Source organism: Rhizobium sullae (assembly GCF_900169785.1).
Classification (GTDB): domain Bacteria; phylum Pseudomonadota; class Alphaproteobacteria; order Rhizobiales; family Rhizobiaceae; genus Rhizobium; species Rhizobium sullae.
The window spans coordinates 1-12,088 of the sequence record NZ_FWER01000015.1 but is presented as its reverse complement, the minus strand read 5'-3'; the positions used below and the strand labels follow the sequence as shown (position 1 = coordinate 12,088).

Annotated in this window: 12 protein-coding genes and 1 pseudogene; 3 read left to right on the top strand and 10 right to left on the bottom strand. The window is 61.5% G+C overall.

Going from position 1 to position 12,088, the window contains the following annotated elements; translation table 11 throughout:
* Nucleotides 1–46 precede the first annotated feature (46 nt).
* The gene (locus BN1800_RS14775) at nucleotides 47–1,378 is read right to left on the bottom strand and encodes a hemolysin family protein (protein ID WP_086998756.1); all 1,332 of its coding nucleotides are present in this window, start codon (nucleotides 1,376–1,378) and stop codon (nucleotides 47–49) included.
* 174 nt (nucleotides 1,379–1,552) lie between these two features.
* A pseudogene (locus BN1800_RS14770) lies at nucleotides 1,553–2,127 on the bottom strand (FadR/GntR family transcriptional regulator); the annotation flags it as partial.
* A 136-nt stretch (nucleotides 2,128–2,263) separates the two neighbouring features.
* Between BN1800_RS14770 and nuoH the strand changes: the two are divergent.
* From nuoH to BN1800_RS14755, 3 genes are read left to right on the top strand one after another with little or no spacing between them, the layout of a single operon-like run.
* Entirely contained in the window at nucleotides 2,264–3,250 is a 987-nt protein-coding gene (gene nuoH, locus BN1800_RS14765) for an NADH-quinone oxidoreductase subunit NuoH (protein WP_086998753.1), read from the top strand.
* Nucleotides 3,251–3,280: 30 nt separating this feature from the next.
* Nucleotides 3,281–3,847 (top strand): NADH-quinone oxidoreductase subunit I, encoded by a 567-nt coding sequence (locus BN1800_RS14760; protein ID WP_086999271.1) that lies wholly within the window; start codon nucleotides 3,281–3,283, stop codon nucleotides 3,845–3,847.
* Between the two features lie 45 nt (nucleotides 3,848–3,892).
* Nucleotides 3,893–4,333, top strand: coding sequence for a CBS domain-containing protein (locus BN1800_RS14755; protein ID WP_086998750.1), 441 nt, complete (start codon nucleotides 3,893–3,895; stop codon nucleotides 4,331–4,333).
* Nucleotides 4,334–4,401: 68 nt separating this feature from the next.
* Here BN1800_RS14755 and nuoG read toward each other — a convergent pair whose 3' ends face one another.
* The 8 genes from nuoG to BN1800_RS14715 all read right to left on the bottom strand — a co-directional run.
* On the bottom strand, nucleotides 4,402–6,978 hold the full coding sequence (nuoG, locus tag BN1800_RS14750; protein ID WP_086998747.1) for an NADH-quinone oxidoreductase subunit NuoG: 2,577 nt from the start codon (nucleotides 6,976–6,978) through the stop codon (nucleotides 4,402–4,404).
* 32 nt (nucleotides 6,979–7,010) lie between these two features.
* The gene (nuoF, locus tag BN1800_RS14745; RefSeq protein ID WP_086998744.1) at nucleotides 7,011–8,276 is read right to left on the bottom strand and encodes an NADH-quinone oxidoreductase subunit NuoF; all 1,266 of its coding nucleotides are present in this window, start codon (nucleotides 8,274–8,276) and stop codon (nucleotides 7,011–7,013) included.
* Between the two features lie 4 nt (nucleotides 8,277–8,280).
* Nucleotides 8,281–8,790 carry an NADH-quinone oxidoreductase subunit NuoE gene (nuoE, locus tag BN1800_RS14740; protein WP_086998741.1) on the bottom strand — a complete coding sequence of 170 codons (510 nt, stop codon included), beginning with the start codon at nucleotides 8,788–8,790 and terminating at the stop codon, nucleotides 8,281–8,283.
* Between the two features lie 17 nt (nucleotides 8,791–8,807).
* Nucleotides 8,808–10,022 (bottom strand): NADH dehydrogenase (quinone) subunit D, encoded by a 1,215-nt coding sequence (nuoD, locus tag BN1800_RS14735; protein ID WP_086998737.1) that lies wholly within the window; start codon nucleotides 10,020–10,022, stop codon nucleotides 8,808–8,810.
* Between the two features lie 29 nt (nucleotides 10,023–10,051).
* On the bottom strand, nucleotides 10,052–10,588 hold the full coding sequence (locus BN1800_RS14730) for an NADH-quinone oxidoreductase subunit C (protein ID WP_086998734.1): 537 nt from the start codon (nucleotides 10,586–10,588) through the stop codon (nucleotides 10,052–10,054).
* Complete coding sequence (locus BN1800_RS14725) at nucleotides 10,585–11,088, bottom strand: NuoB/complex I 20 kDa subunit family protein (RefSeq protein ID WP_086998732.1); 504 nt, start codon at nucleotides 11,086–11,088, stop codon at nucleotides 10,585–10,587. The genes BN1800_RS14730 and BN1800_RS14725 overlap by 4 nt, the downstream gene beginning before the upstream one ends.
* The gene (locus BN1800_RS14720; protein ID WP_027510235.1) at nucleotides 11,076–11,441 is read right to left on the bottom strand and encodes an NADH-quinone oxidoreductase subunit A; all 366 of its coding nucleotides are present in this window, start codon (nucleotides 11,439–11,441) and stop codon (nucleotides 11,076–11,078) included. Before BN1800_RS14720 ends, BN1800_RS14725 begins: the two co-directional genes overlap by 13 nt.
* Before the next feature lie 195 nt (nucleotides 11,442–11,636).
* Nucleotides 11,637–12,088, bottom strand: a 452-nt coding sequence (locus tag BN1800_RS14715; RefSeq protein WP_143533975.1) for a zinc ribbon domain-containing protein, incomplete at its 5' end; no start/stop codon positions are given.

Genomic DNA, 12,088 nt, shown 5'->3' with positions numbered 1-12,088 from the left:
CCGGCTTCGGCTTCCTGGTTTGCAGCGCTGCCTAGCTATAGCTAGCCTAAACGTCCGCTCCTTCCGTCGAGCTTCGCGTCGCCAAGATCTTGTCGATGCGCATGCCGTCCATATCGATAACCTCGAACCGCCATCCGTCGAACTCGAAAACCTCACCGGTTTCCGGGATGTGCTGGAGCTGATGAAGGGCAAAGCCCGCGAGCGTATGGAAATCCGCGTCCGGTCTGTCACGCAGACCTAGTCTTTCGAAGGCGTCGAAGGCAGGCATCATTGCATCGACGAGCAGCGAGCCGTCCTCGCGAACGACGATGGCCGGTTCCTCGTCGGACCCCGGCAGTTCCCCGGCGATTGCCTCGAGCAAGTCCGTCTGCGTGACAATCCCCTCCAAGCTGCCATATTCGTCGATGACGATAGCGAGGTGGACCGGTGATGCCTTGAAGCTACTGAGCACGCGGACGACCGAGGTTCCTTCATGAAGCACCAGCGGCTGCTTGATGACATCCATCGGCCGGATCTTGCGGCCGTCCAGAACCTGATCGAGCAGATCCTTCTTGAGAACCATGCCGATCGGCTCGTCGATTGAGCCGCGAGCGACGAGAAGCTGTTCGTGCCTGCACTCCCTAATCGTCTTTAAGATTTCCGCCTCGCTGTCGTCGGCGTCGAACCACTCGACATCGAGACGCGGGGTCATGACGTCGGAGATCGGCCTCTCGCCGATATTGAGCACGCGCTCGACGAGCTGTTGCTGCACCTGGTTGAGAAGTCCCGCCTCCTGGCTCTCGGCCACCAACAGCTTCAACTCCTGCGGAGAATGGAAGGAAGATTCCCCCGTTCCGGCCTGAAGACCGAAAGTACGAAGCACGAAGTTGCCCATGCCATTGAGAACGAAGATTGCCGGTTTGAAGACGATCAGAAAAAAGCCGAGCGGCCGGACCACAGCCAACGACGTTCCTTCGCTCCGCTGCAGAGCGAGACTCTTCGGCGCCAGTTCGCCAAGGACGATATGAAGCGCCGTTATAATGATGAACGCGATGGCGACGGCTATGGCATGGGAACCCCTCGCCGCCCATTCACCGGGCAACCATGCCAATAGAGGCTCGATCAGATGCGCCAATGCCGGTTCGCCGACCCAGCCGAGGGCGAGCGAAGAGATCGTTATGCCGAGCTGTGTGGCTGCAAGGTTCGCATCAAGATTATCCACGGCACGCTGAAGCGCCGAAGCGTTCATCCGGCCCGCTGCCGCGAGTTCGGCCACCCGGCTACGTCTGACGGAAACCAATGCGAATTCGGCGGCCACAAAGAAACCGTTGGCGCCCACGAGAAGAAACACGGCAAGAATCCCGACATAATCGAGAATACTGCCATCCTGGCCCGTCATGAGTTGATCGTCCCTAATTGTTGAAGGAAACAGCATCGTAGCATGCGCAAGCGCGGACGGGCACACGGCAACAGCGCCTGTATCGTCTTTTCTGAGAGGAAATGCACAATCTCAGCCGCGATCTTCGGAAAGCGGCAGCGGCGGGAACTCTATTGCGCGACAGCTGATATCTAAAAAGGAGAGGTCGAGAGCCCAGCCCTCGAAAAGGCGGTCTCGCGATCCTTCGAGATGGGCTCGCATCAGGTCCCGGGCATCATCCGCCCGGCCTTCGGCAATCGCCTTGTAGATTTCTTCGTGCTCCTGAAACACTTTCTGGAGGCCTTGCCGGGGGGCGAGAAGCGACAGCCCGTGCAAAGCATACCGACCGCGATATGCGGTTTGAGGGCATCCATCGACGCCGTGTAATAGTGATTGTTCGCAGCCTCGGTAACGGCCCGATGAAACAGGAAATCGGCGTCCGTTCGATGCAGCAGGTGGTTTGTCGTCTCGCGAAGATCCGCAAGCGCCGTTGCGATCTTCTCAAGCGCCGAACCGTCGCGGCGCTTGGCGGCAAAGTAGGCCGCGGCGGGCTCAATCGTCAGGCGGAAGTCGTAGCAGCGCTGAATGTCAGCGAGCGTTTTGACAGGCGAGTAGGCCAGTTGCGTCGCCGGTGAACCGTGAGCGCTGACGAAGGTTCCTGCGCCCTGCCGGGCATAGACCATGCCCTGGTCGCGCAAGCGCGCAAGCGCATCGCGGACGATCGGTCGCGATCGGCGTTGATTTCCGCTTTGCAAGTGGCGCGTCGCCGCTGTACCGTATCAAGCTGACAAGTGCGCAAAGTGCTCAGTGCATAACCGGGCAAAGTCCGGTCGCACGTTTCAACCGATGAATAAGTAGCCGCGGATCATGGAACTTATCGTCGCCCTCGGCCTGATCGTCTTCAAGGTCGCGTTTCTAATCGCGATCCTGCTGCTGCTGCCTTTGCCGCTGACCTGGCTGGAACGCAAAATCGCCGGGCACATCCAGCAGCGGATGGGGCCGATGCGCGTGGGGTGGCACGGGTTGCTGCAGCCGGTGGCGGACGGAATCAAGCTCTTAACGAAAGAGGACCACATCCCGGCTGAGGCCGACCGCTTTCTGTTCAAGCTGGCCCCAATCCTGGCACTCGTCCCACCCTTTGTGGTGTTCGTCGCGATCCCCTTCGGCGAAACCGTATCGGTGCTCGGTGCCGAGATCTCGCTCTACGTCTCCGACATGAATGTGGCGCTGCTTTTCGTCTTCGCGGTGATTGGGATCGAGGTCTATGGCGTCATCTTCGGCGGCTGGGCCGCTAACAGTAAATACGCTGTCTTGGGCAGCCTCAGGACCTGCGCGCAGATGATCAGCTACGAGATCCCGATGGGGTTCGCGGTCATCGGCGTCGTCATGCTGGCGCAATCCATGAGCCTGCTCGAGATCGTGCGGGCACAGGCCGATGTCTGGAACATCGTTTACCAACCGATCGGCTTCTTCGTGTTCTTCGTCGCCGGACTGGCCGAAGCCCAGCGCATTCCCTTCGACCTTTCGGAAGCCGAAGGTGATCTGGGGGCCGGATTCCATACCGAATACAGCGGTATCCGCTTTGCGTTTTTCATGATCAGCGAATATGCCATCGTGTTGCTGGTGTCTGTCCTGGTGGTGATCCTGTTCTTCGGCGGCTGGAACGGCGTACTGATCCCCTTGCCACCGCTCCTCTGGTTTGTGCTCAAGGTCTCGTTCTTCGTCTATTTGTTTATCTGGTTCCGCTTCACTTTCCCCCGCTACCGCTACGACCAACTGATGGCGATCGGATGGAAAGTCTTGCTTCCTTTGTCGATGGCGAACATAATCATAACCGGAATTGCTTTCTTTTAGGGGCCGCAACGGCTCCGGAGCGGGGCGATGATGTCGCGCGCGCAAGACAGAATTGGAACATGGATTGGCTGGGTGTTCTTCGCCGATCTGGCGAGAGCTTTGGGCCTGACCTTCGGCTACATGTTCTCCAAATCCGTCACCATGCAGTATCCGGACAAGGAAAAATGGCTGCCCTACTCGCGCCACCGCGGGCATCACTTCCTGAAGCGCGACGAAGAGGGCGAGATCAAATGTGTGGCTTGCGAACTCTGCGCCCGGATTTGTCCCTGCGACTGCATTGAAGTCGTCCCCTACGAGGATGAGAAGGGCAACCGTCGCCCGGCAAAATTCGAGATCGACACGGCCCGCTGCCTATTCTGCGGGCTGTGCGAGGACGCCTGCCCGGCGGACGCGATCGCGCTTGGCCAGCAGTACGAATTCTCGAGCTTTTCCTCGGGTGATTTGGTGATCGGGCGCGACGATCTGCTCGCCAAGCCGGGCAAGGCGACAACCGGCGGCGGCGTGATTGCCGCGCGCCTCAATACGAAGAGGGACGTGCTCGTCGAGACGAAAGAGACGCAGGGCTACAACTGGTGGCGGAATATCCGGCGAACGTGAACGCGCGCCAGCTGTCAAACCGAAGCGCTCAGACAGGAGGCTCAGATGTTTGTCGGCGAAATCATGAAGAACAAGGGTGTCGGGGTCATTTCGGTCACTCCCGATCAGACGATGGTGGAAATCCTGAGGCTGTTTCGCGACAACAATATCGGCTTCGTCGTCGTCAGCCAATCGAACAGCGAATACCTGGGTACGCTGTCAGAGCGCGATTGCTGCAATGCGGTAGCCGAATACGGGGCCGAGGCGGCAAGGATGCGAGCCGCGGACATCATGAACCGCAATGTGGCGATCTGTTCGACACGGGATTTGCTGCCCGTCGCGATGGGAATCATGACCCGGCGGCGGACGCGTCATGTGCTGGTCATGGATGGAGACGACGTTGTCGGCGTGGTCAGCATCGGCGATGTGGTTAAACACAGGCTCGACGAAGCGGAGCGCACCGAGCAGGATCTGCAGGATTACATCTGCGGAACCAGGTATCACTGACATGGCCAGCTCGATGTGACGACGCTTGGCCAGGGCAGCTTGCCGGGGGCCATGCGGTCCCCCGATCGTCAGACCCCACGCCAGATCCGTTTTGTGCGATCGACCAGAAGGTTGGGATGCACCTTCTCGACCTCCACCGGGCATGGGTATTCACCCCGCCGCATCAAGCTGTTGAGACGCAAGCCCCTGTAGTTTTCCGGCACGAAGACAAGGCCCTTGGGAAACTGTCTGCTGACCTTGAGTTGCGCCGTCAGTTCGCCTCGGGCAGAACGCACAACCACTTGATCGCCATCCGAAAGGCAAAGCTGTGCGGCATCCTGCGCGCTCATTTCGACATAGGGGTCGTTGGCGACCGTATTCAGAACCTCCGAGCGTTCGGAAAGATATCCGTTGTGGAACAGGCAGTTGCCGGTGATCAGCATGAGCCCATCTGATTCTGTCGGGGCAGGCGGCGGCGCGGAGAACTCGCCAGGCCGTGGCGTCGGAACCACCTTGGTGAATGCGCCATCGGCGCCGAGCCCCTCCTGCGTCAGCCCCGCGTAGGGCGGAAGCAGCCAGGTAATCTCTCCGAAAATTTCGCCTTCTGTCGATGATGGCAGCGCTTGGTTGCGGAGCGCCGCGACGAAGGCGAAGATCGCCAGATTGCCTCGCGCCTCGAAGACGGGTTCGCGGAATTTGCGGACTTTCTGGATCCGGCCCTCGTTGTTGGTGAACGTGCCGGATTCCTCGCCGTAGCCCGCCGCGGGCAGGACGACCTCGGCCAAGCCCGCCGTATCCGTGAGGAAGGTGTCCTGCACGATCAGGAGATCGGCCGCACGAAGCGCCCGCGTCACGAAATCCCTGTCGGGATGGGCGATCAGCGGGTCGGTCCCGGCGATGTAGAGCGCACCCATCCGCCCGCCGAGGCACAGCTCCAGCATCGCGTCGAGATCCACGCCGGGTTCAGACGGGATTTCAGCGCCCCAGTTCCGTGCAAGAGCTGTGCGTGCAGCGTCATCGGCGACCGCCTGCAGTCCCGGCAGAGCCCCCGGCAGAACCCCCATATCCCAGGCGCCCATCTGGTTGGCACGGTCGAAGAGAAACTGCATCGCTAGGCCCTTACCGAGCACGCGGAGAACCTGCAGCAGGTTGTTGATCTGCTGCAGCGTCGCGCGTGCTGCGGGTGATCTCAGAAGGTCGACGCTGACAAGCACGGTGACGCTTCGGCCTTCCACGAGCGCGTTGGCCAGACGGTCCGAACCATCACTGTCGGCTGCTCTCGGCCAGCCGGTTGCCGCCCGGATGTCCGCAAGAAACTCGGCTGGCAGGGCCTGACCAGCCGCTGCCACGAGACCAGCCACCACCGAAGCAACGCTCGCCGCTTCTCCGCCCGGCGGCACGCGAACCACCACCCGCGCATCAGCATCCAGACGGGATGGCCGCGTCGCGAGCATGAGCAATTCTGTCTGTTTCCGTCGCGCGCCGTCCCGCAGCAGGTATTCGGTGACCGGGTTCTCCTCGGTTACGTTGCCGCCGACGACGAGCACGCAGTCGTTGGCGATCACGTCGTCCAGCGGTGCGCGGCTGTAAAAGTCAGCGACCAGTGGACCGAGCGCATCGAAGGGCGTGAACCAGCGCGACGAGCAGTCGATGTTGTTGGTCCGGAACACTGTCCGCATCAGCTTCTGGAACTGATAGAGTACCTCGTTGGGCAGGCGCGGTGAGGCCAGCCCGCCAGCCGCCTTGTCCTCGACGGCCGACAGCCGCCGGCGCAGGTAGTCCCCTGCTTCGTCCCAGGAAACCGGAACCAGGGCGCCATTGCGACGGATCATCGGCCGCTTGATCCGGTCGCTGCTAGAAACGAAATCGAGGCCGAAGCGTCCCCGCACGCAGAGCGTTTCGCGGTTGAGCCCCTCGTCCCACTTCGAACGCACCCGCATGAACTCGCCCTTGCGCGTGCCCACGGTAAGCTGGCAACCGGTTCCGCAATGCGGGCAGACCGTGTCGGTCTCGACAAGGTCCCAGGGCCGCGCCTTGTAGCGGTAGGGGAAGCTCATCAGCGCGCCGACCGGACAGACCTCGACGCAATTGCCGCACTGGTCGCAACTCGCAAGACTACCCTCGAAGCCGGTGACGGCCGTATCCATGCCTTTTTCGACGGTGCCGAGCGCGACCGCGCCGACGACCTCCTCACACATCCGGACGCAGCGCTGGCACTGGATGCAACGGTTGACGTTCATGATGATGACCGGGCTGAGGCGGATGTCCTGGGAATGGAACACACGCTTGGGATCGTGGAACTCGCTTTTGCGGGGGCCATATGCCATCACCATGTCCTGAAGCTCGCATTCGCCGCCCTTGTCGCAGATCGGGCAGTCGAGGGGGTGGTTGGCAAGCAGCATGTCGAGCATGGAAGACCGCGTTTCCTCGATCAGCGGCGTGTTCGTCCGCACGACCATGCCATCGGTGATCGCGGTGGCACAGGAAGGCTGCAACCGCCGCATGCCCTCGATCTCCACCAGGCACATGCGGCACGATGCCAGTGGCGGCAGCCGCTTCAGATAGCAGAAGGTTGGGATATCGATGCCCAAACGCTCTGCGGCTTGCAGCACCGTCGAGCCGACCTCAACTTCCAGCGTTTGTCCGTCGATCGTAAAGCTAACCATAGTTCCTCGCAGTCCTGTCGCAGCGCGCTCCTTCAATGAAACGGGCACTTCCGCTCCTCGATATGGGTGACGAACTCATCGCGAAAATGCTTAAGTGCAGCCCGCAATCCCATCGCCGCGCCGTCTCCCAAGGCACAAAACGTATTGCCGAAGATGCCCTTGCAGAGCATCTCCAGCTGTTCCAGATCGCCGGGCGCGCCCTCCCCGGCCTCGATCCGGCGCAGGACCTTTACGGCCCAGTTCAATCCTTCCCGGCATGGCGTGCACTTGCCGCAGGACTCATGGTGGAAAAACTCGATGATCCGGGTGGTGATCTTGACCATGCAGGTCGAGTCGTCGACCACGATCACCCCGGCTGAGCCGAGCATCGAACCGGCGGCAGCAAGCGAGTCGAAGTCCATCGCAACGTCCAGACCGTGCTCCGGGATGACCGGCGCCGAAACCCCGCCCGGGATCACCGCCTTGATCCTGCGTCCCGGCAGCGGGCCGCCGGCGTGGTCCTCGACCAGTTGACGCAGCGGTATGCCCATCGGCAACTCGTAGAGGCCGGGTTTGCGCACCTGCCCGCTGAGGCAGTAGAGCTTCGGGCCGGGGCTCTTGTCCGGGCCAATACCCCGAAACCAGTGCGCGCCCCGCATCACGATATGCGGCACACAAGCGAGCGTCTCGACATTATTGATGACAGTCGGGCTGGCGTAGAGTCCGGCTGCTGCCGGAAACGGCGGTTTCAATCGCGGCTGCGCCCGCTTGCCCTCAAGCGACTCAAGCATCGCGGTCTCCTCGCCGCAGATATAGGCGCCGGCCCCGCAATGGATGTGCACGGCGAAATTGAAATCGGAGCCCAGAACGCCCGTTCCCAGATAACCTTTTTCGTGCGCCTCGGCGATCGCCTGCTCCAGGCGACGGATCGCTGTCACATATTCTCCGCGGATGTAGACATAGGCGGTCTTGGCCCCGATCGCGTAGGCGCTGACCGCCAACCCCTCGATGAGTTGGTGCGGGTCGCGCTCCATGATGATGCGGTCCTTGAAAGTACCCGGCTCGCCCTCGTCGGCATTGCAGCAAAGATATTTCGGCTTGTCGGCCAGCTTCGGCACGAAACCCCATTTCATGCCCGTGGGAAATCCGGCGCCGCCGCGGCCGCGCAGATTGGACTGCTTGACGAGATCGACGACCTCGTCAGGCGTGTGCTCGCGCAGCACCTTTGCCAGCGCCCGGTAGCCGCCGCCGGCCTCATAGGTCGGCAGCCGATGGCCGTCCGGCACGTCGATGTTTCTGAGAAGGACCGGTTCGAACATGGCGCTACTCTCCCGATGGTGCTGCGGCGAGATCGGTGCCACTTGCTCGCCCCGCCACCGCCCGCAGCCTGTCCAACAGCGCGTCGATCCGCGCGATGTCGAGGTCGCCGTGATAATCGTCGCCCACCTGCATGACCGGGGCCATCTCGCAAGCGCCGAGGCATTCGACGGTGGAAAGCGTGAACAGCCCGTCCGGGGTGGTTTGGCCCTTGTTGATACCGAGGACCGCCTCCAGATGCCGCAGCAGATCCTCGGATCGCCGCAGCATGCAGGAGACGTTGTCGCAGAGCTGCAGGTGGAACATGCCCACCGGCTCGGTATGAAAGAGCGTGTAGAAGGTCGCCAGCTCGTAGACCCAGATCCGCTCGACACCGAGGATGTCGGCGACCTCTTCCAGCACCGGACCGGGCAGATGGCCATGCTGCCTCTGCGCGATCAGAAGCGCGGGCATGATCGCCGAGCGCTGGTCGGGATACCGCGCCGCTGCCTCTTCGATCTTTTCGCGCATGGTCATCACGTCCAAATCTCCTGCTACTTGTCCACCTCCGCCATCACGGGATCGAGGCTGCCGAGCACGGCGATCATGTCGGCCAGGTAGCGCGCGTTGGTGACCCCGAAGAGCGCCTGAAGGTTGACGAACGAGGGTGCCCGCACCTTCATGCGGAACGGCTTTGGCGACCCGTCGCTGATGATGTAGAAGCCGAGCTCGCCCTTTGGCGCCTCGATCGCCGAATAGACTTCGCCCTTCGGCACCTTGAAGCCGTAAGCAGACAGGTCGAAATGCTGGATCAGCGTCTCCATCGAGCAGTGCACCCGATCCTTGTCCAGCGGGAAGGCGATCGTCGGCATGTCGACCTGGAACGGCCCCTCCGGCATCTGGTCGAGACATTGCTCGATGATCCGCATGCTCTCGCGCATTTCCTCGACCCGGCACTGCCAGCGCGCGTAACAGTCGCCCTCGTTGCGGGTAATGATGTTGAAATCGAGCCGATCGTAAATCTCGTAAGGCTCGTCGCGGCGGATGTCCCAATCGACGCCAGAGGCGCGCAGGTTCGGGCCGCTCAGGCCGAGATCGACAGCGTCCTCGCCGGTAATCACGCCGATCCCCTCAGTGCGCTTGAGGAACACCCGGTTGTTCTCGAGCAGCCGTTCATAGTCGCGGATACGGTTCGGGAAGATGTCGCAGAACTCGCGGATCTTGGGAAGGAAGCCGTCAGGCAGGTCCTCGCGCACCCCGCCAACCCTGCAAAATGATGTGTGCATACGCGCACCAGTGACCATTTCCATAAGATCCATGATCATTTCGCGCTCGCGCATGACGTAGAGCAGCGCGGTCATGGCACCGAGGTCCATCGGCAGTGCGCCGGTGATCAGGAGATGGCCGGATATCCGTGCCAGTTCGGCCATCATCACACGGATATACTGCGCCCGGACCGGTGCCTCTATGCCGAGGAGTTTCTCCACCGCCAGCGCAAACGCCAGGTTATTCGAGGGCGGGCAGAGATAGTCGAGCCGGTCCGTCAGCGGGAAGATCTGGGTGTACGTGAAGCTCTCCGCCAGTTTTTCGGTGCCGCGGTGGAGATAGCCGATATGCGGGTCGACGCGTTCGACGTACTCGCCGTCCAGTTCGAGGACGAGCCGAAGTACCCCGTGAGTGCTGGGGTGCTGCGGGCCGAGGTTGAGAAGCACTTCCCGAGTATTGAGTGCTTCGCCTTCCGGCCTGCTGAACTCGGTGACTTCGGTCATTTCAGTTTTCCGGCGTAGAACGGCCTCCCTTAAGGAATATCCCTGGTGGCGAGGTCAGGCTGTGTTGGCGGCGGACCTTCGGCACCGAAAGGGTTCAACTTGTCCTTGTAGCCCCGCAGAGGGAAATCCTTGCGCTGGGGAAAACCCTCGAAGCCTTCCCACATGTAGATCCGGCGCAGATCGGGATGCCCCTCGAACCTGATACCATACATGTCCCAGGCCTCGCGCTCATGCCAGTTGGCGGTGCGCCAGACCCCCGTGACCGAGGGAAGCTGTGGCGGATCGCCAAGCCGACACTTGATGCGAACCCGCCATTTGTTCGGCAGCGAATAGAGGTGGTACACCGCCTCGTAGCGCGGCATTGCGGGATAGTGATCAACCCCACAGATATCCGAGAGGAAATTGAACTGCAGCGCCGGATGTTCTTTCAAGAACCGGCAGAAGTCGACGATCTTCTCTGGTGGAACGGCAAAGGCGTGAATGCCGTGCACGGCACCGAGGTCCTCGATTGCTTTCCCGAAGCGCTCCATGATCAAAGCATGATTGAGAAGCGGCTTCACGCTCATGGCATGGCAACCCGATCCAGAGGCGTCCCGGCCAACGCGCGGGACCTCTTGATCTTCTCTTGAAGCAGAAGGAAGCCATGCATCAGCGCCTCGGGCCGCGGCGGACAGCCGGGCACATGCACGTCGACGGGCACGAAGGTTTCCGACCCCTGCACCACGGCATAGGTGTTGTAGACGCCGCCAGAAATAGCGCAGGTACCCATTGCGATCACCCAGCGCGGTTCCGGCATCTGATCATAGAGCCGCCGCACGACGGGCGCGAATTTCCGGGTCACGGTGCCGGCGATGATCATCACATCGGACTGTCGCGGCGAAGGGCGGAACACCACGCCGAATCGGTCGAGATCGTAGCGTGCGCAACCGGCCGAGATCATCTCGATGGCGCAACAGGCAATGCCGAAGGTCTCAGGCCATAACGCCGAGCTTCGGCTCCAGTTGATGACACTTTCGGCCGTAGTGAACAGCACGCTGTCGCGGATCGTGTTGTTTACGCCTCCCATTCCAGCGCTCCCTTCAGCCAGGCGTAGGCGAAGCCCACGAGAAGCAGCAACATGAAGACGAACATCTCGACATAACCGACAAGCCCGATCTCTTTCAGCACGACGGCCCAGGGAAAGAGGAACATCGCTTCGACATCGAAGACCACCAGCAAGATCGCAAGGATAAAGAACGGCACCCTGAAGCGCCCCGCCGCCGCCTCGCCCGAGGGGTCCATCCCGCATTCATAGGGCGCGTTCTTCGCGGGATAGGGATTAGACGGGCGCAGTAACGAAGAAACAAAAAGCGTCGCCATCGCCACCAGAACAATTCCGGCGATCATCACAAGAACTGGCAGGAATTCCATTGCACTCATGTCGCATTTCCCCGGTCACCCACCGAGGGCCTTGCTCAGGCCGCGACCGGCCCCATTTGGACCGGCAATGCGGTCGCCCCAGTAAGTGACTTGGGCGCTCCTTTCTTCGGTAATCAGTCTATTCCGTCGGGGGTATCATTGCAAATCCAATAGGTGACTACTCCCCGGCCTGAAGGGCGGAGCTTCTGGTCTTGATCAGGCCGCTTGCGCGACCTGACTGCTACCGTCTTCTTCCTGCTTCCGACCTCCAGCGAGGTTCGATCCACAGGCCATCCCCGGATGTCCTCCGGTTCGGGCCTTGCGGCCCAGATGAAGAATGTTGCGGCCGGCGTTGTGGTCGGCGCAGGCGGCGTGGCCGCATCTGACGCATTCGAACCGGTCGCGGTCGATCCGGTTCTTCGGATCGACATGCCCGCACTCGGCGCATCGCTGCGACGTCCGTGCGGGGTTGACGTAGAAGACGGCGCCGCCGCGGCGGCGCATCTTGTATTCGAACTGCAGACGCGTCGCTCCGGGCGACACGTCGAGGATCGCCCGGTTCAGTCCGGACTTCTGCGCGACGTTGGTGCCCGGCTCCTCGACGGTCCCCTTGGCCGAGGCGGTCATGTTCTTCAGCTTCAGGTCCTCGAGATAGAGGACGTCGCAGC

Excerpts from the sequence above, each read along its gene's own strand:
- BN1800_RS14775 (WP_086998756.1), bottom strand. The coding sequence starts at position 1,378 with ATGACGGGCCAGGATGGCAGTATTCTCGATTATGTCGGGATTCTTGCC.
- nuoH (WP_086998753.1), top strand. The coding sequence starts at position 2,264 with ATGGAACTTATCGTCGCCCTCGGCCTGATCGTCTTCAAGGTCGCGTTT.
- BN1800_RS14760 (WP_086999271.1), top strand. The coding sequence starts at position 3,281 with ATGTCGCGCGCGCAAGACAGAATTGGAACATGGATTGGCTGGGTGTTC.
- BN1800_RS14755 (WP_086998750.1), top strand. The coding sequence starts at position 3,893 with ATGTTTGTCGGCGAAATCATGAAGAACAAGGGTGTCGGGGTCATTTCG.
- nuoG (WP_086998747.1), bottom strand. The coding sequence starts at position 6,978 with ATGGTTAGCTTTACGATCGACGGACAAACGCTGGAAGTTGAGGTCGGC.
- nuoF (WP_086998744.1), bottom strand. The coding sequence starts at position 8,276 with ATGTTCGAACCGGTCCTTCTCAGAAACATCGACGTGCCGGACGGCCAT.
- nuoE (WP_086998741.1), bottom strand. The coding sequence starts at position 8,790 with ATGACCATGCGCGAAAAGATCGAAGAGGCAGCGGCGCGGTATCCCGAC.
- nuoD (WP_086998737.1), bottom strand. The coding sequence starts at position 10,022 with ATGACCGAAGTCACCGAGTTCAGCAGGCCGGAAGGCGAAGCACTCAAT.
- BN1800_RS14730 (WP_086998734.1), bottom strand. The coding sequence starts at position 10,588 with ATGAGCGTGAAGCCGCTTCTCAATCATGCTTTGATCATGGAGCGCTTC.
- BN1800_RS14725 (WP_086998732.1), bottom strand. The coding sequence starts at position 11,088 with ATGGGAGGCGTAAACAACACGATCCGCGACAGCGTGCTGTTCACTACG.
- BN1800_RS14720 (WP_027510235.1), bottom strand. The coding sequence starts at position 11,441 with ATGAGTGCAATGGAATTCCTGCCAGTTCTTGTGATGATCGCCGGAATT.